Source organism: Streptomyces sp. (assembly GCF_031181705.1).
Taxonomy (GTDB): Bacteria; Actinomycetota; Actinomycetes; order Streptomycetales; family Streptomycetaceae; genus Streptomyces.
The window spans coordinates 13061-28907 of sequence record NZ_JAPSKN010000021.1 but is presented as its reverse complement, the minus strand read 5'-3'; the positions used below and the strand labels follow the sequence as shown (position 1 = coordinate 28907).

Sequence of the window (15847 nt, the reverse complement as noted above, 5' to 3'; positions counted from 1 at the left end):
CGCGATCTACATCTCCGGTCACGGCCGGGGCCCGGTGCACGCCCTCAGGATGCGCCGCCGCCCCGGAGCCCTGACCGGCCCGGGGAGCACCGCCCGCCGCCGTTGAGCCACTGAGCCCGGCTTCGCGCTCCTTACCCACCTGTCTTCCGGTCAGGGCCCTCGTCTGCCCTCTTCCCTCCGGAACGACAAGGACCGCAGCCCATGGGCCGCCCCGCCACCGCCGCTTCCCGCGCACTCTCGCAGAACTTCCTCACCGACCGCGCCGCCGCCGAACGCTTCGCCCGGCTCGCCGTCCCGCGGGCCGGTACCGTCCCGCTCCTGCTCGAAGTGGGAGCCGGGAAGGGCGCGTTGACCGCACCCCTCGCCCGCCGCTGCCACGAGCTGCGCGCGTACGAGATCGACTCGCGGCTCGTGCCCGTGCTGCGCGCCCGGTTCTCCGGCACCCGGCACGTGCACGTCGTCGAAGGGGACTTCCTGACCGCGCGGGCGCCGCGCACGGACTTCTCGGTCGCCGGGAACGTGCCGTTCTCCCGGACCGCCGACATCATCGACTGGTGCCTGCGCGCCCCCGCCCTCACCGACGCCACCCTGATCACCCAGCTCGAGTACGCCCGCAAGCGCACCGGCGACTACGGCAACTGGACACTGCTGACGGTCCGTACCTGGCCCCGCTTCACATGGCGGCTGCTCGGCCGGATCGGCCGGCGCGGTTTCCGGCCCGTGCCGCGCGTGGACGCCGGGGTGCTGCGGATCGAGCGGCGCGCCGCCCCGCTGCTGGACGCCAGCGCCCTGGCCGGCTGGCAGTCCCTGGTCGGACTCGGCTTCTCCGGCGTGGGCGGCTCCCTGTACGCCTCGCTGCGCCGGGCCCATCCGCGGCGGCGGGTCGACGCCGCGTTCCGTGCGGCGGGCCTGGACCGGGACGCGCTGGTGGGCGAGGTGGACCCGGGGCGGTGGCTGCGGCTGCACGAGGTGCTGAGCCCGTGACCCACCTGACATGTTGCACGAGACGTATCGTCTCGTCTAGGGTCTCCGGCATGACCCGTCGCGCACACATCGCCATGTTCTCCATCGCCGCCCACGGCCATGTGAACCCGAGCCTGGAGGTGATCCGCGAGCTCGTGGCGCGCGGCCACCGGGTGACCTACGCGATCCCGCCGGTCTTCGCGGAGAAGGTCGCGGTCACCGGCGCCGAGGTGAAGCCCTGGACGTCGACCCTGCCCTCGCCCGACGACGACCCGCGGGCGTGGGGGAGCACGCTGCTGGACAACGTGGAGCCGTTCCTCGACGACGCGATCCAGGCCCTCCCGCAACTGATCGCGGCGTACGAGGGCGACGAGCCGGACCTCGTGCTGCACGACATCGCCTCCTACCCGGGCCGCGTCCTGGCCCACCGGTGGGGCGTGCCCGCCGTCTCCCTCTCGCCGGCCATGGTCGCCTGGGAGGGGTACGAGAAGGAGGTCGCCGAGCCCATGTGGGAGGAGCCGAGGAAGACCGAACGCGGGCGCGCCTACTACGCCCGCTTCCGCGCCTGGCTGGAGGAGAACGGCATCACCCTGCACCCCGACGCCTTCGGGGGCCGGCCCGACCGCTCGATCGTCCTGATCCCCAAGGCGCTCCAGCCGAACGCGGACCGGGTCGACGAGCGCGTGTACTCCTTCGTCGGCGCCTGCCAGGGCGACCGCGCCGCCGAGGGCGACTGGCGGCGGCCGGCCGGCGCGGAGCGGGTCGTGCTCGTCTCCCTCGGGTCCGCCTTCACCAAGCAGCCGGCCTTCTACCGGGAGTGCGTGCGGGCCTTCGGCGACCTGCCCGGCTGGCACCTGGTGCTCTCGATCGGCAAGCACGTCGACCCGGCCGAACTCGGCGAGGTCCCCGCAAACGTGGAGGTGCGGTCCTGGGTCCCCCAGCTGGCCGTGCTGAGGCAGGCCGACCTGTTCGTCACGCACGCCGGCGCGGGCGGCAGCCAGGAGGGCCTGGCGACGGCCACACCGATGATCGCCGTACCGCAGGCGGCGGACCAGTTCGGCAACGCCGAGACGCTCCGGGGCCTCGGGATCGCCCGGTGCCTGACGACGCAGGAGGCGACCGGCGAGGCCCTGCGCGAGGCGGCGCTCGCCCTCGTCGACGACCCGGAGGTCGCGCGCCGCCTGAAGGAGATCCAGGCGCAGACGCTCCAGGAGGGCGGCACGCGCCGCGCCGCCGACCTCATCGAGGCCGAACTTCGGGCTCGGACCGCCGCATGACGTGCGGCGGGGCCCGCCGGTGCTGTCGCAACCGGCGGGCCCCGCCACCCGGGGAGACGCTCAGACCTTGACGGGCTCGCCCTCGTCGTCGCGTGCCGCCGGCTGCGCGATCGCCTGCGGCGTCTCGTCGTGGGTGAGGTCCGGCAGCCGGTGCAGCCACCTCGGCAGGTACCAGTTGCGCTCGCCGAGCAGTGCCATCACCGCCGGCAGCAGCACCCCGCGGATGATCGTCGCGTCGATGAGCACCGCGGCCGCCAGGCCGACGCCCATCTGCTTCATGGACTGCATCGACAGCGTCCCGAAGATCGCGAACACGGCGACCATGATGACCGCGGCGCTGGTGACGACCCCGGCCGTGGTGACCACGCCGTGCCGGATCGCGTCCCCGGTCTCCAGGCCCCGCAGCCGGGCCTCGCGGATCCGGGACACCACGAACACGTGGTAGTCCATCGACAGCCCGAACAGGATCACGAACAGGAACAGCGGCAGCCAGGTGATGATCGCGCCGACGCCCTCCGCGCCCACCAGGGACGCGCCCCAGCCGTGCTGGAACACCGCGACGAGGATGCCGTAGGCCGCGCCCACCGACAGCAGGTTCAGCACGATCGACGTGAGCGCGATGGTCAGCGAGCGGAACGACAGGAGCATCAGGGCGAAGGCGAACACCACGACGAACGCGAACACCGGCACGACGGCTCCGGCCAGCTGGTCGTTGAAGTCCTTCGACCCGGCCACCTGCCCGGTGATCGGCGCCTCCAGCCCGTCGACCCTGCCGAGCGTGGCCGGACGCACCTCGTCGCGCAGCTTGTCCAGGCTCACCCCGGCCTTGTCCTGGTCGGAGCCGCCCACCAGCGGCACGTAGACGAACGCCACGTCCTGCGCGTCGTGCAGCTTGATCTCCACCGGGCCGCGCGAGGCGCCCGAACTGATCGCCCGCTCACGGAAGTCGGCGAGCGCGGCCTGCACCCGCGGCGCGTTGATGTCGTCGGCCCTGACGACCACCTCGGCAGGCTCCGAGCCGCCCGGGAACGCCTCGTTGAGCCGGTTGTACGTCTGCACGATCGGCAGCGAGTCCCCGAACTCCTGGTCCAGCGTGAGCTGTTGCGTCTTCATGCCGAGCGCGGGTGCCGCGACGGCCAGCAGCGCACCGGCCGCCACCACCACCGAGATCACCGGCCGGGCCAGGACGCGCCGCAGCACGGCCGTCCAGAACCGGCTGTCCTGACCCGTGCCCCGCTTGCGCCGTCGCAGGAACGGTATGCGGCCCTTCTCCACGCGCTCGCCCAGCAGCGACAGCAGCGCGGGCAGCACGGTCACCGACCCCACCATCGCCACCGCGACCACCATCAGCGAGGCCAGACCCATCGCCTCGAACTCGGCGAGCCCGGTGAACAGCATGCCCGCCATGGCCACGCACACCGTGACACCGGAGACGACGATCGCGCGGCCACTGGTCGCGGCGGCGATCCTGAGCGCCGTCTGCGCGTCCCGCCCGGCCTCGCGCTCCTCACGCTCACGGCGCAGGTAGAACAGGCAGTAGTCGACGCCGACCGCCAGACCCACCAGCAGCATCACGGAGTTGGCGGTGTCGCTCATCGGCATGACATGGCTGACGACGCCCATCAGGCCCATCGTCGCCATGATCGCGGTGACCGCCAGCGCCACCGGCAGCAGCGCCGCCACCAGCGCGCCGAACGCGATCAGCAGAATGCCCAGCGCCACCGGCACCGCGGAGTACTCGGCCTTCTTGAAGTCGTCCCCGAACGCGTCGTCGAACGTCTTCATCATGCTGGCGCCGCCGATCTCCTCGATCAGCAGCGCCTCGTGCTCCTGCTGGACGCCCTCGACGGCCTCCAGCACCGGCTCGACCCGCTCGCCCGCGGTGTCGGAGTCACCCCGCATGTCGAACTGCACGAGCGCGCTGCGCCCGTCCTTTGAGATCGTCTTCGCGTCGTACGGCGAGGTCACGTCGGTGACCCGGCCGGTCTTCTCGACGGCCCGGACGACCGCGGCGACGGCGTCCCGGAACTCGGGGTCCGTCGCCTTCAGTCCGCTTCCCTTGGCCTGGATCAGGACCGTCTCACTGGCCGGCTCCTCGATCCCGGCGTCCTCGATGATCCGGGCGGCGGTGTGCGTCTCCCCCTTGAGCTGGTCGCTGTCCTTGACGTCGACCCGGCCGGCCGCCGAACCGAGCCCCATCGCCAGGACGACGAACAGTACCCAGATGCCGACGGCAGCCCATCGGTGCCGGGCGCTCCAGCCGCCGGCCCGGGCGGCGAGACCCCGCACCCGTGCTTCTCCGTTCCCCATGACGGGCTTGCCCCCTCGTGATGCGGCGGCGGCCGCCTGCCGCCCCCTCTCCTGTCGAAGGTAGGGGCTGGATAAAGCCGTCTCGTCGTGCTGCCCGGTGAAGCCGCGCGGCCGGAACTCATCCCCATGGACCTGGCTCCCTCCCCACTGGGGAGGACCCCCACCGACTGTGGTCCCTTACACCTATCGGGAGACGTCCCGGGCGCCGCGGGTGTGGGGATCCGGAGCAGAGGGTTGTGCGCCGCGATGACCGGTGAGTAATTTACGGGGCCGGGCAGCCGCCCGCCGCGGCCGTCGTGCCCACCCCCACGGGGCACGACGGCCGCTCTAAGGTGAGCGGATGACGACGATGTACGCGGCCCTGCTGCGCGGGATCAACGTGGGTGGCAGCAGGAAGGTCCCCATGGCCGAGCTGCGCGCGCTCATGGAGAACCTCGGCTACGACGACGTCCGCACCCACCTGCGGAGCGGCCAGGCGGTGTTCTCCAGCGGGCGCGGCGACGAGGACGCACTGGCCGCCGAGCTCGCTCAGGGCATCGAGCGGCACTTCGGCTTCGGCGTCGACGTGATCGTGCGCGACCACGCCTATCTGCGGGCGGTCGCCGACGCCTGCCCCTTCCCGGCCGCCGACCTGGAGCCCAAGCAGCTCCACGTCACCTACTTCTCCGCGCCCGTCACGCCCGGCCGCTTCGCGGAGATCGACCAGGCCGCGTTCCTCCCCGAGGAGTTCCGCCTCGGCGACCGCGCCCTGTACCTGTACGCACCGAACGGCCTGGGCCGCTCCGGACTGGCCGAGCACCTGGCGAAGCCGCGCCTCACCAAGGGCGTGATCGCCACGACCCGCAACTGGAACACGGTGGTCAAACTCGTGGAGCTGACGGCGCCCGCGGCGTGACCCCCGGGTGACGCCCGCGGGCCGACCCGGCCGGTGTCTCGCGTGAACACCACGGCCCCCACCCGCGTACCTACGGTCGGACGAACGGTACGAGAACGGAGTCTCGCGAGAGGACGCGCACGGCCAGCGACAGGAGCCCGGATCCATGACCGACACCAACCTCGTCTACGCCTACGCGGTCCTGCGCCGCACCCCCGAGGCCACCGCGGCGGCCGCACACCTGCGCGGCGTCGCCGGAGAACCGATCCACCTGGTCGAACCCGCCACCGGCCCCCTGGCCTTCGCCGTCGGCCACGTCCCGCCCGCCGACTACGACGACGCGCCGCTGCGGGCCCACCTCGAGGACCTGGACTGGATGGAGTCCACCGTCCGCTCCCACCACGCGGTGGTGGCCGCCCTGGTCGCCTCCGGCGCCGCCGTCCTCCCGCTGCGCCTCGCCACCGTCTACCGGGACGAGGCCCGCGCCCGCGAGGCCCTCGACACCCGCCGCGCCTACTTCCTGTCCCTGCTGGACCGCCTCACCGGCCACGTCGAACTCGGCGTCAAGATCTACGCCACCCCCGACATCACCCCGCCCGAAGCCGCCCACGCCCCGGACCGGGACCCGGCCCCCGGCCTCGGGGTCGGACGCGCCTACCTGGCGATCCGCCGTCGCAGACACCGCAGGAACGAGGAGGCCTGGCGCACGGTCGTCCAGGCCGCAGCCCGCCTCACCGAGACGGCCGGCGCCCTCGCCGTCGACCGCGTCGCCCACACCCCCGAACGCGGCAGCCTGGCCGGCTCCGCCCCCGGCACCAACATGGGCAACGACGCCTACCTCGTCCCCAGGGACCGCGTAGACGTCTTCCGCACGGGCGTCCTGGCGGCCGCACGCGCCACCCCCGGCCTCCGCGTGGAGGTCACCGGCCCCTGGGCCCCGTACTCCTTCGCCCTCCAGCCGGAACCGGCACCGTGACCCGCGTGCGGCCGACCGGTGTTCAGGCGCTCACGGCCGCCAGCGCCGGCTTCCGTGCCGCCTCGTACCGCTCCAGCACCACCCGCGCCACCTCCGGCGCCGCACCCAGGACGTCCGCGAGGACGTCGGCCCGGGCCGCGCCCCGGGCGATGCGGTCGGGCAGGAAACCGGGGGCCAGGACGTAGGGGGCGACGGCGACGCGGGCGCAGCCGAGGGCGCGGAGTTCACGGACCGCGTCCTCGGTGCGCGGGAGGGACGCGGAGGCGAACGCAGGCCGCACGGCGCACCAACCGGTGTGCCGCCACTCCCGCGCGATGTCTGCGATCACTGCGATCGCCTCCGGGTCGGTGGACCCCGCCGAGGCCAGCACGACCCCGGTCGAGGACTTGTCGGCGGGCGTCAGACCCGCCTCGTACAGGCGCCGTTCCAGGGCCGCGAGCAGCAGCGGCGAGGGGCCCAGGACCTCCGCCTGGCGGATGCGCAGCCGCGGGGGCGCGTCCGCCAGGACCGCCGGGATGTCGGCCTTCGCGTGGAAGGCGCGGGTGAGCAGGAGCGGCAGGGCGACCACGTCACGCACGCCCTGGACCGCCAGGGACTCCAGCACGCCCTGCACCGACGGCACGTTGAAGTCCAGGAACCCGGTCTCCACCCGGACGTCGGGGCGCAGCGCGCGCACCCGGCGCACCAGGGCGTGCACCGTCGCGGCGTGCCGCGGGTCGCGGCTGCCGTGGGCGATGACGAGGAGAACGGGCCTGTTCGTCATGGAACTCAGCCCTTCACCAGCAGGCCGCGACTGCGCAGCACCCACCGCTCCAGCGGGCTGAAGATCAGCAGGTCGATCGCGATGCCGACGATGAGGATGAGCAGGATCGCCTCGAAGACCATCGCCATGTCGCTGGCGTTGCGGCCGTTCTCCAGCAACTGGCCGAGGCCGACGCCGAGGTCGGGGAAGGACGCGATGATCTCGGCGGCCATCAGGGAACGCCAGGAGAAGGCCCAGCCCTGCTTCAGACCGGCCACGTAACCGGGCAGGGCTGCGGGCAGCACGATGTGCCAGGTGCCCCTCAGACCCGTCGCGCCGAGCGTGCGGCCCGCGCGCAGGAACAGCGGCGGCACCTGGTCGACGCCCGACACCAGGCCGTTGGCGATCGACGGGACTGCGCCGAGCAGGATCACCGCGTACATCATCGAGTTGTTCAGACCCAGCCAGATCACCGCCGGCGGCACCCAGGCGACCGACGGCAGGGACTGCAGACCCGACAGGATCGGGCCGATCGCCGCGCGGACGAACTTCACCCGGGCCACGATCAGGCCCAGCGGCGTGCCGATCGCCAGCGCGAAGCAGAAGCCGAGCAGGCCGCGCGAGACGCTGGTCCAGATGTAGCCGAGCAGCTCGCCCTGGAGCCACGCCGTGTGGACGACGTCCCAGACGGCCCCGGGCGAGGGCAGCTTGGTGGGGTCGTCGACGATCCTGAACGAGACGAGAGCCTGCCAGACCGCCAGCACCAGCGCGACGGCGAGGACGGGCGGCAGGATCTTCTCGGTGAAGGTCTGCCGGAACGGCCTGCGGGACGTCTGCCGCGTCTCCAGCGCGTCGAGGCCCGCCTCGAGACCGGCGAGATCGTTGCCGTCCTTGTCGACGGTCGTCGTCGAGTCAGTGCTGGCCATGACGGCGGATCTCCCCACGCAGTTCTTCGGTGATCTCGACGGACAGCTCCGCGACGGCGGTGTCCTCGATGCGGCGCGGATGCGGGATGCCGACGGTCCACTCGCGGGCGATCCGGCCCGGGCGGGAGGACAGCAGCACCACGCGCTGCGCGAGCCGGACCGCCTCGCGCACGTTGTGCGTGACGAACAGGACGGACACCCGCGTCTCGCGCCAGATGCGGGTCAGCTCGTCGTGCAGCACGTCCCGCGTGATGGCGTCCAGCGCCGCGAACGGCTCGTCCATCAGCAGCAGCCGGCTCTCCTGGGCGAGCGCCCGCGCCAGCGCGACCCGCTGGCGCATCCCGCCCGACAACTCGTGCACCCGCTTGCCGAAGGCGCCCTTGAGCCGGACCAGTTCGAGCAGCTCCTCCGCCCGCTCGCGGCGCTCGGCCTTCGGCACGCCCCGCAGCTTCAGGGCGAGTTCGATGTTCTTGCCCGCGGTCAGCCACGGGAACAGCGCGTGCTCCTGGAACATCAGCGCCGGGCGGCCGTCCGTGCTGATCTCGCCGGCGCTGGGCCGGTCCAGGCCCGCCACCAGATTGAGCAGGGTGGACTTGCCGCATCCCGAGGCCCCCAGGAGGGTGACGAACTCGCCCGGCGCGACATCGAGGGTGATGTCGTCGAGGACGAGCTGCTGCCCGGCGGGGCCCGCGAACGACTTCGAGACGTGCTCGATCCGGGCGGCGTGCGTGGCCGCCTCGGTGCCGTCGGCGGCCTTGGCGAGGGTCGTGGCCATGGTCGTCACCTCCTGGGAACTCTTGGGGATCCGGGCTTACTTGACGCCGAGACCGGCGTCGTCGACCGTGGGCTCGCCCTCGGCCTTGAGGACCTCGTTCAGCGGCGCGAGGTCGTAGATGCCCTTCAGGTTCGGCTTCTGGAGCAGCCCGGCCTTCACGGCGTGCTCCGCCTCGGCGTTGAGGGTGGCGGCCAGCGGGTCGTCGGTGAACCGGATCGACTTCCACGCCGGGTCGAGCACCTCGGCGGGCAGCGCCTTGCCGGTCTCCTTCTCCAGGAGCTCGTTCGCCGCCTCCTTGGCCGCGTCCGGGTTGGCGTTGATCCACTTGTTGGTGGTGACCGAGGCCTTGAGCACGGCCTCGACGACTTTCGGGTGCTTCTTCAGGAACTCCTGCCGCACGATGATGTTCGTGATCACGAACTTCCCGTCCGGCCACAGCGTCGCCTCGTCGAGCAGTTCCTTGCCGCCCTCGGCGACCAGCTTCGACGCGGTCGGCTCCGGCACCCACGCGCCGTCGATCGACCCGGCCTTGAAGGCGTCCGGGGTGACCTTGTTGTCGCTGCGGACGACCGTGACATCGCCCGTGCCGCTCTGCGGGTCGACCTTCCAGCCCTGCTCGGCGGCCCAGTTGAGGAACGCCACGTCCTGCGTGTTGCCCAGCTGCGGGGTCGCGATCCGCTTGCCCTTGACGTCCTTCAGGGACTTGATCTTGTCCGGGTTCACCACGAGCTTCACCCCGCCGGACGCCGAACCGCCGATGATGCGCAGGTTCTTGCCGCCGGACTTGGTGAAGCCGTTGATGGCGGGGGAGGGGCCGATCCAGCCGATGTCGATGGAACCGGAGTTGAGCGCCTCGATCTCCGAGGGGCCGGCGTTGAACACGGCCGACTCGACCTTGGTGGCGCCGAGCTCCTTCTGGAAGAAGCCCTTCCGCACGCCCACCAGCGCGGTGCCGTGGGTGAGGTTGCCGAAGTAGCCGATCTTGACGGAGTCGAGACCGTCGATCTTCTTCGCTCCGGCGGCCACCTTGGCGGCGCCGTCGTCCTGCGCCTGGGAGCCGTAGCCGCAGGCGGCGAGGGTGAGCAGGGGAAGTGCGGCGACGACCGCGAGGCTGCGGCGCGGAACGGATGAAGCAGGCACGGGAGGTGGTCCTCTCGCCAGGCCCGGCGGTCACGGTCTTTCAGGTCGTGGCCGGGAGGTCGGCAGGTTTTCGTCTACGGCGGTGGGGGGTGCGGGCGCGCATGCGGTGCGCGTACGTCAGCGCACACATCGCGCCACTCCGCCCTGCCCGCTGCCGAGCGCACCGCTGCCGACCCGGCCGCCCTCCTTCGCGAACGTGGAGTAGAAGTCGGGGGAGCTCATGTCAGAAGTCCCACCCGTCGTCGCCGGACTCGTCCTTGACCGGCTCGGGGGCGGCGAAGGACTCGCCGACCATGCCCGCGGTCAGGGTCGTGCCGTCGTTCGGGTCGATCAGGATGAACGAGCCGGTGCGCCGCGAGTCGGCGTAGGAGTCGACCGGCAGCGGCTCGGCGGTACGGATCTTCACCCGGCCGATGTCGTTGGCGAGGAGCTGCCCCGGGTGCGGGTGCAGGGACAGGTCGTCGAGCGTGAGCCGGGACGGGATGTCCTTGACGATCGCCTTGACCGTGCGCGTGCCGTGCTTGAGCAGCACCCGGTGCCCGACGGTCAGCGGGGCGTCCGCGACATGGCAGACGGTCGCCTCGATGTCCTGGGTGGTGGGCGGCGCGTCCTTGCTGGGCACGATCAGGTCGCCGCGCGAGATGTCGATGTCGTCCTCCAGCAGGAGGGTCACCGACTGGGTGGTCCAGGCGACGTCGACCGGCTCGCCGAGCAGGTCGATGCCGGAGATCTTCGTGGAGCGGCCCGACGGCAGCACGGTGACCTGCTCGCCCACGCGGAACGAACCGGCCGCGATCTGGCCGGCGTACCCCCGGTAGTCGGGGTGGTCCGCGCTCTGCGGCCGGATCACGTACTGCACGGGCAGCCGGGCGTGGCAGTGGCTCAGGTCGTGGCTGACCGGCACCGTCTCCAGGTGCTCCAGCACGGTCGGGCCGCCGTACCAGTCCATGTGGGAGGACGGGTCCACCACGTTGTCGCCGGCCAGCGCGGAGATCGGGATCGCGGTGACGTCGGGGACGCCCAGCTCGGTCGCGTACGCCGTGAACTCCTCGGCGATGGCAGCGAACACCTTCTCCTCGTAGCCGACGAGGTCCATCTTGTTGACCGCGAGGACCACGTGCGGGACGCGCAGCAGGGCGGCGATGGCGGCGTGCCGGCGGGTCTGCTCGACGACGCCGTTGCGGGCGTCGACCAGGACCACCGTCAGCTCGGCCGTGGAGGCGCCGGTGACCATGTTCCGCGTGTACTGCACGTGCCCGGGGGTGTCGGCGAGGATGAACCGCCGCCGGGGCGTGGCGAAGTAGCGGTAGGCCACGTCGATGGTGATGCCCTGCTCCCGCTCGGCCCGCAGGCCGTCCGTCAGCAGCGCCAGGTCCGGCGCGTCCTGGCCCCGGCTCGCCGAGGCGCGCTCCACGGCCTCCAGCTGGTCGGTGAGGACCGACTTGGAGTCGTGCAGCAGCCGGCCCACCAGGGTGGACTTGCCGTCGTCGACGGAACCGGCGGTGGCGAACCGCAGCAGGGTGGTGGCCGAGAGCTCCTCGGTCGTGATCGTGCTCATCTCTAGAAGTACCCCTCGCGCTTGCGGTCTTCCATCGCGGCCTCGGACATCTTGTCGTCGGCGCGCGTGGCGCCGCGCTCGGTCAGGCGGGAGGCGGCGATCTCCACGATCACCTTCTCGATCGTGTCGGCGTCGGAGTCCACCGCGCCGGTGCAGGACATGTCACCGACGGTCCGGTAGCGCACCAGCCGCTTCTCGACCCTCTCGCCGTCCTTCGGCCCGCCCCACTCGCCGGCGGTCAGCCACATGCCGCCGCGCCGGAACACCTCGCGCTCGTGCGCGTAGTAGATCTCCGGCAGCTCGATGCCCTCGCGGGCGATGTACTGCCACACGTCCAGCTCGGTCCAGTTGGACAGCGGGAAGACGCGCACGTGCTCGCCGGGCGCGTGGCGGCCGTTGTACAGGTTCCACAGCTCGGGGCGCTGGCGGCGCGGGTCCCACTGGGAGAACTCGTCGCGCAGCGAGAACACCCGCTCCTTGGCCCGGGCCTTCTCCTCGTCGCGGCGCCCGCCGCCGAAGACGGCGTCGAACCTCTCCGCCTGGATCTTCTCGGTCAGCGGCAGCGTCTGCAGCGGGTTGCGGGTGCCGTCGGGGCGCTCCTTGAGCACCCCGCGGTCGATGTAGTCCTGCACGGAGGCCACGTGCAGCCGCAGCCCGTGCTCGGCGACCGTGCGGTCGCGGTAGGCGAGGACCTCGGGGAAGTTGTGCCCGGTGTCGACGTGCAGCAGCGAGAACGGCACCGCCGCCGGGCGGAACGCCTTCAGCGCCAGGTGCAGCATGACGATGGAGTCCTTGCCGCCGGAGAAGAGGATCACCGGCCGCTCGAACTCGCCCGCCACCTCGCGGAAGATGTGCACCGCCTCGGACTCGAGGGCGTCGAGGTGCGACAGCGCGTACGGGCTGCCGGTCTCCTCGGACACGGTGGCGACGGTCGTCGTCATGCCAGTCCCCTTTCGGTCAGCAGGGCGTACACCGACGCCGCGGACTCCTGCACGGTCTGGTGCTGCGACTCGATGCGCAGATCGGGCGAGGCGGGCTCCTCGTACGGGTCGTCGACCCCGGTGAGCCCGGTGAGCTCGCCCGCGGCCTGCTTGGCGTACAGGCCCTTCACGTCCCGCTCGCTGCACACCTCGACCGGGGTCGCCACGTGCACCTCGACGTACGCCGTGCCGTTCGCCTGGTGACGCTTGCGGACCGCCTCGCGGCTGTCCTGGTACGGCGCGATCACCGGGACGAGCGCCAGCACGCCGTTGCGGGCGAGCAGTTCGGCGACGAAGCCGATGCGCTGCACGTTGGTGTGCCGGTCCTCGCGGCTGAAGCCGAGGCCCGCCGAGAGGAACTCGCGGATCTCGTCGCCGTCGAGCACCTCGACCCGGCGGCCCTGCTCGCGCAGCCGGCCGGCCAGTTCGTGGGCGATGGTGGTCTTGCCCGCACTCGGCAGACCCGTGAGCCAGACGGTGGCTCCGGTCGTCACGTCGGTCTCCTGAATCGTCTGAGTCGTCGTCATCCGTGCAGCCCGCACTCGGTCTTGGCCCGGCCCGCCCAGCGGCCGGCCCGGGCGTCCTCGCCCGCCAGGACCCGGCGGGTGCAGGGTGCGCAGCCCACGGAGGCGTAGCCGTCCGTCAGCAGCGGGTTGGTCAGCACGCCGTGTTCGGTGACGTAGGCGTCCACGTCGTCCTGGGTCCAGCGGGCGATGGGGGAGATCTTGACCTTCTGCCGCTTCTCGTCCCAGCCGACCACCGGGGTGTTCGCCCGGGTCGGGGACTCGTCGCGGCGCAGGCCGGTCGCCCAGGCCTGGTAGCCCTCGAGGCCCTCTTCCAGCGGCTGGACCTTGCGCAGCCTGCAGCACAGGTCGGGATCGCGCTCGTGCAGCTTGGGACCGTACTCGGCGTCCTGCTCGGCGACCGTCTGACGGGGAGTGAGCGTGATGACGTTGACGTCCATCACGGCGTCGACCGCGTCACGGGTGCCGATGGTCTCCTCGAAGTGGTAGCCGGTGTCGAGGAAGACGACGTCGACGCCGGGCATCGCGCGGGAGGCGAGGTGGGCGACCACCGCGTCCTCCATGGAGGAGGTCACGCAGAAGCGCTTGCCGAACGTCTCGGCCGCCCACCGGAGGATCTCCAGCGCGGAGGCGTCCTCCAGGTCACGGCCCGCCTGTTCGGCGAGCGCCTTCAACTCTTCCGAGGTGCGCTCTCGCTGAGCGGTCGTCATATCTGTCCCCCTCCGGAGTCGGATCGCTTCAGCCCCTGGGCCAGCAGCCCGAGGAACTTCAGCTGGAAGGCCCGGCTGCACGCCGCGCATTCCCACGCGCCGTGCCCCTCCTCGCTCGGCCGCAGGTCCTCGTCCCCGCAGTACGGGCAGTAGAACGGGGCCATCCGCTCGCTCACGACAGCGCCTCCTCGCCGGCCCGGGCGGCCCACGCGGCGAACCGCTCGCCGGCCTCGCGCTCGGCCTGGAACCGCTTCAGCACGCGCTCGATGTAGTCCGGCAGCTCGTCGGAGGTGACCTTCAGGCCGCGCACCTTGCGGCCGAACCCGGCCTCCAGGCCCAGCGCGCCGCCCAGGTGCACCTGGTAGCCCTCGACCTGCTCGCCCCGGTCGTTCAGGACCAGCTGGCCCTTGAGACCGATGTCCGCGACCTGGATACGGGCGCAGGCGTTCGGGCAGCCGTTGAGGTTGATGGTGAGCGGCTCGTCGAAGTCCGGCAGGCGGCGCTCCAGTTCGTCGATGAGCTGCGCGCCGCGCTGCTTGGTCTCGACGATGGCGAGCTTGCAGAACTCGATGCCGGTGCAGGCCATGGTGCCCCGCCGGAACGAGGAGGGCCGGGCCGTGAGGTCGAGCGCCTCCAGACCCTCGACGAGCGAGTCGACCCGGTCCTGCTCGACGTCGAGGACGATCATCTTCTGCTCGACGGTGGTGCGCACCCGGCCCGAGCCGTGGGCCTCGGCGAGGTCGGCGATCTTCGTGAGCGTCGCGCCGTCGACGCGTCCCACGCGCGGGGCGAAGCCGACGTAGAAGCGGCCGTCCTTCTGCCGGTGCACACCGATGTGGTCACGCCACTGGCTGGACGGCTGCTCCGGGGCGGGCCCGTCGGTCAGCTTGCGCTTGAGGTACTCGTCCTCCAGCACCTGCCGGAACTTCTCCGCGCCCCAGTCGGCGACGAGGAACTTCAGGCGGGCGCGGTTGCGCAGCCGCCGGTAGCCGTAGTCGCGGAAGATCGAGATGACGCCCTCGTAGACGTCCGGCACGTCGTCGATCGACACCCAGGCGCCCAGCCGCACGCCCAGCTTGGGGTTGGTGGACAGGCCGCCGCCGACCCACACGTCGAAGCCGGGGCCGTGCTCGGGGTGGGTCACGCCGACGAACGCGACGTCGTTGATCTCGTGCACCACGTCCAGCAGCGGCGAGCCCGAGATGGCCGTCTTGAACTTGCGGGGGAGGTTCGAGTACGCCGGGTTGTTCAGCACCCGGCGCTTCATCTCCTCAAGGGCCGGGGTGGCGTCGATGATCTCGTCCTCGGCGATGCCCGCCACCGGGGAGCCGATCATCACGCGCGGGGTGTCGCCGCAGGCGGTGACCGTGGACAGGCCCACGCCCTCCAGCCGGTTCCAGATCTCGGGCACGTCCTCGATGCGGATCCAGTGGTACTGGACGTTCTGCCGGTCGGTGATGTCGGCCGTCCCGCGCGCGAACTCCTGCGAGACCTCGCCGATGACCCGCAGCTGGCGGGTGGTCAGCGCCCCGCCGTCGATGCGGACCCGCAGCATGAAGTACTCGTCGTCCAGCTCCTCCGGCTCCAGCACCGCGGTCTTGCCGCCGTCGATGCCGGGCTTGCGCTGGGTGTACAGACCCCACCAGCGCATCCGGCCGCGCAGGTCGTTCGGGTCGATCGAGTCGAAGCCCCGCTTGGAGTAGATCGTCTCAATGCGTGTCCGCACATTGAGACCGTCGTCGTCCTTCTTGAACTGCTCGTTGCCGTTCAGCGGGGTGAAGTGCCCCGCGGCCCACTGACCCTCACCGCGGTGACGGCTCACCTTGCGGCGGGGAGTCGCGGCGGCAGGGTTCTGCGGGGTGGCGGCCATGGTGGATACGTCCTTCGGGACAGGCGGGAATGCGGCTCTGACCTGCGCGTGCGGGCGCATGGGCATACGTGCGCGTCATTGCGCGGGAACGAGACGAGAAAGGGGGATGCCGGGCGCGTGCTGAGTGCTCTCAGTGCGCCGGACAGATGGCGCTGGACATGCGGCCGAGGTCGACGTGCCGTCGACTCACCAAGGCGACTCCAGTTCCAGACATGGCGGAAG

Annotated in this window: 16 protein-coding genes; 4 read left to right on the top strand and 12 right to left on the bottom strand. The window is 71.7% G+C overall.

Features of this window, described 5'->3' with window-relative positions:
- Window positions 1–201: 201 nt before the first annotated feature.
- Entirely contained in the window at window positions 202–984 is a 783-nt protein-coding gene (erm, locus tag RIN80_RS07110; RefSeq protein ID WP_309094643.1) for an ErmE/ErmH/ErmO/ErmR family 23S rRNA (adenine(2058)-N(6))-methyltransferase, read from the top strand.
- A 50-nt stretch (window positions 985–1034) separates the two neighbouring features.
- Window positions 1035–2240, top strand: a complete 1206-nt coding sequence (gene mgt / locus RIN80_RS07105) for a macrolide-inactivating glycosyltransferase (RefSeq protein WP_375141635.1) — start codon at window positions 1035–1037, stop codon at window positions 2238–2240.
- A gap of 60 nt (window positions 2241–2300) precedes the next feature.
- On the opposite strand, the gene RIN80_RS07100 is transcribed toward mgt, so the two are convergent.
- Complete coding sequence (locus RIN80_RS07100) at window positions 2301–4550, bottom strand: MMPL family transporter (RefSeq protein ID WP_309094642.1); 2250 nt, start codon at window positions 4548–4550, stop codon at window positions 2301–2303.
- 340 nt (window positions 4551–4890) lie between these two features.
- Here RIN80_RS07100 and RIN80_RS07095 point away from each other — a divergent pair, with 340 nt between their 5' ends.
- Complete coding sequence (locus RIN80_RS07095) at window positions 4891–5445, top strand: DUF1697 domain-containing protein (RefSeq protein WP_309094641.1); 555 nt, start codon at window positions 4891–4893, stop codon at window positions 5443–5445.
- Window positions 5446–5590: 145 nt separating this feature from the next.
- The gene (locus RIN80_RS07090) at window positions 5591–6400 is read left to right on the top strand and encodes a GvpL/GvpF family gas vesicle protein (RefSeq protein WP_309094640.1); all 810 of its coding nucleotides are present in this window, start codon (window positions 5591–5593) and stop codon (window positions 6398–6400) included.
- 22 nt (window positions 6401–6422) lie between these two features.
- Here RIN80_RS07090 and RIN80_RS07085 read toward each other — a convergent pair whose 3' ends face one another.
- From RIN80_RS07085 to RIN80_RS26545, 11 genes are all read right to left on the bottom strand, one after another.
- Window positions 6423–7163 carry a sirohydrochlorin chelatase gene (locus tag RIN80_RS07085; protein WP_309094639.1) on the bottom strand — a complete coding sequence of 247 codons (741 nt, stop codon included), beginning with the start codon at window positions 7161–7163 and terminating at the stop codon, window positions 6423–6425.
- Window positions 7164–7168: 5 nt separating this feature from the next.
- Window positions 7169–8068, bottom strand: a complete 900-nt coding sequence (locus tag RIN80_RS07080) for an ABC transporter permease (RefSeq protein WP_309094638.1) — start codon at window positions 8066–8068, stop codon at window positions 7169–7171.
- On the bottom strand, window positions 8055–8843 hold the full coding sequence (locus RIN80_RS07075) for an ABC transporter ATP-binding protein (RefSeq protein WP_309094637.1): 789 nt from the start codon (window positions 8841–8843) through the stop codon (window positions 8055–8057). The genes RIN80_RS07080 and RIN80_RS07075 overlap by 14 nt, the downstream gene beginning before the upstream one ends.
- Window positions 8844–8879: 36 nt before the next feature.
- Window positions 8880–9983 (bottom strand): aliphatic sulfonate ABC transporter substrate-binding protein, encoded by a 1104-nt coding sequence (locus RIN80_RS07070; RefSeq protein WP_309094636.1) that lies wholly within the window; start codon window positions 9981–9983, stop codon window positions 8880–8882.
- 223 nt (window positions 9984–10206) lie between these two features.
- Entirely contained in the window at window positions 10207–11541 is a 1335-nt protein-coding gene (locus tag RIN80_RS07065; protein ID WP_309094635.1) for a GTP-binding protein, read from the bottom strand.
- Between the two features lie 2 nt (window positions 11542–11543).
- Window positions 11544–12482, bottom strand: coding sequence for a sulfate adenylyltransferase subunit CysD (cysD, locus tag RIN80_RS07060; protein ID WP_309094634.1), 939 nt, complete (start codon window positions 12480–12482; stop codon window positions 11544–11546).
- Window positions 12479–13015 (bottom strand): adenylyl-sulfate kinase, encoded by a 537-nt coding sequence (cysC, locus tag RIN80_RS07055; protein ID WP_375141634.1) that lies wholly within the window; start codon window positions 13013–13015, stop codon window positions 12479–12481. The genes cysD and cysC overlap by 4 nt, the downstream gene beginning before the upstream one ends.
- Window positions 13016–13044: 29 nt before the next feature.
- Window positions 13045–13755, bottom strand: a complete 711-nt coding sequence (locus RIN80_RS07050) for a phosphoadenylyl-sulfate reductase (RefSeq protein ID WP_309094632.1) — start codon at window positions 13753–13755, stop codon at window positions 13045–13047.
- Window positions 13752–13931: a hypothetical protein gene (locus RIN80_RS07045; protein ID WP_309094631.1), complete on the bottom strand. Its 180-nt coding sequence runs from the start codon at window positions 13929–13931 to the stop codon at window positions 13752–13754. The genes RIN80_RS07050 and RIN80_RS07045 overlap by 4 nt, the downstream gene beginning before the upstream one ends.
- The gene (locus tag RIN80_RS07040) at window positions 13928–15625 is read right to left on the bottom strand and encodes a nitrite/sulfite reductase (RefSeq protein WP_309094630.1); all 1698 of its coding nucleotides are present in this window, start codon (window positions 15623–15625) and stop codon (window positions 13928–13930) included. Before RIN80_RS07040 ends, RIN80_RS07045 begins: the two co-directional genes overlap by 4 nt.
- Window positions 15626–15755: 130 nt before the next feature.
- On the bottom strand, window positions 15756–15839 hold the full coding sequence (locus tag RIN80_RS26545) for a putative leader peptide (protein ID WP_375141637.1): 84 nt from the start codon (window positions 15837–15839) through the stop codon (window positions 15756–15758).
- Between the last annotated feature and the right edge of the window lie 8 nt (window positions 15840–15847).

What these genes read in the sequence shown, in the direction of transcription:
- erm (WP_309094643.1), top strand. Translation starts at nt 202, where the DNA reads ATGGGCCGCCCCGCCACCGCCGCTTCCCGCGCACTCTCGCAGAACTTC.
- mgt (WP_375141635.1), top strand. Translation starts at nt 1,035, where the DNA reads ATGACCCGTCGCGCACACATCGCCATGTTCTCCATCGCCGCCCACGGC.
- RIN80_RS07100 (WP_309094642.1), bottom strand. Translation starts at nt 4,550, where the DNA reads ATGGGGAACGGAGAAGCACGGGTGCGGGGTCTCGCCGCCCGGGCCGGC.
- RIN80_RS07095 (WP_309094641.1), top strand. Translation starts at nt 4,891, where the DNA reads ATGACGACGATGTACGCGGCCCTGCTGCGCGGGATCAACGTGGGTGGC.
- RIN80_RS07090 (WP_309094640.1), top strand. Translation starts at nt 5,591, where the DNA reads ATGACCGACACCAACCTCGTCTACGCCTACGCGGTCCTGCGCCGCACC.
- RIN80_RS07085 (WP_309094639.1), bottom strand. Translation starts at nt 7,163, where the DNA reads ATGACGAACAGGCCCGTTCTCCTCGTCATCGCCCACGGCAGCCGCGAC.
- RIN80_RS07080 (WP_309094638.1), bottom strand. Translation starts at nt 8,068, where the DNA reads ATGGCCAGCACTGACTCGACGACGACCGTCGACAAGGACGGCAACGAT.
- RIN80_RS07075 (WP_309094637.1), bottom strand. Translation starts at nt 8,843, where the DNA reads ATGGCCACGACCCTCGCCAAGGCCGCCGACGGCACCGAGGCGGCCACG.
- RIN80_RS07065 (WP_309094635.1), bottom strand. Translation starts at nt 11,541, where the DNA reads ATGAGCACGATCACGACCGAGGAGCTCTCGGCCACCACCCTGCTGCGG.
- cysD (WP_309094634.1), bottom strand. Translation starts at nt 12,482, where the DNA reads ATGACGACGACCGTCGCCACCGTGTCCGAGGAGACCGGCAGCCCGTAC.
- RIN80_RS07050 (WP_309094632.1), bottom strand. Translation starts at nt 13,755, where the DNA reads ATGACGACCGCTCAGCGAGAGCGCACCTCGGAAGAGTTGAAGGCGCTC.
- RIN80_RS07040 (WP_309094630.1), bottom strand. Translation starts at nt 15,625, where the DNA reads ATGGCCGCCACCCCGCAGAACCCTGCCGCCGCGACTCCCCGCCGCAAG.
- RIN80_RS26545 (WP_375141637.1), bottom strand. Translation starts at nt 15,839, where the DNA reads ATGTCTGGAACTGGAGTCGCCTTGGTGAGTCGACGGCACGTCGACCTC.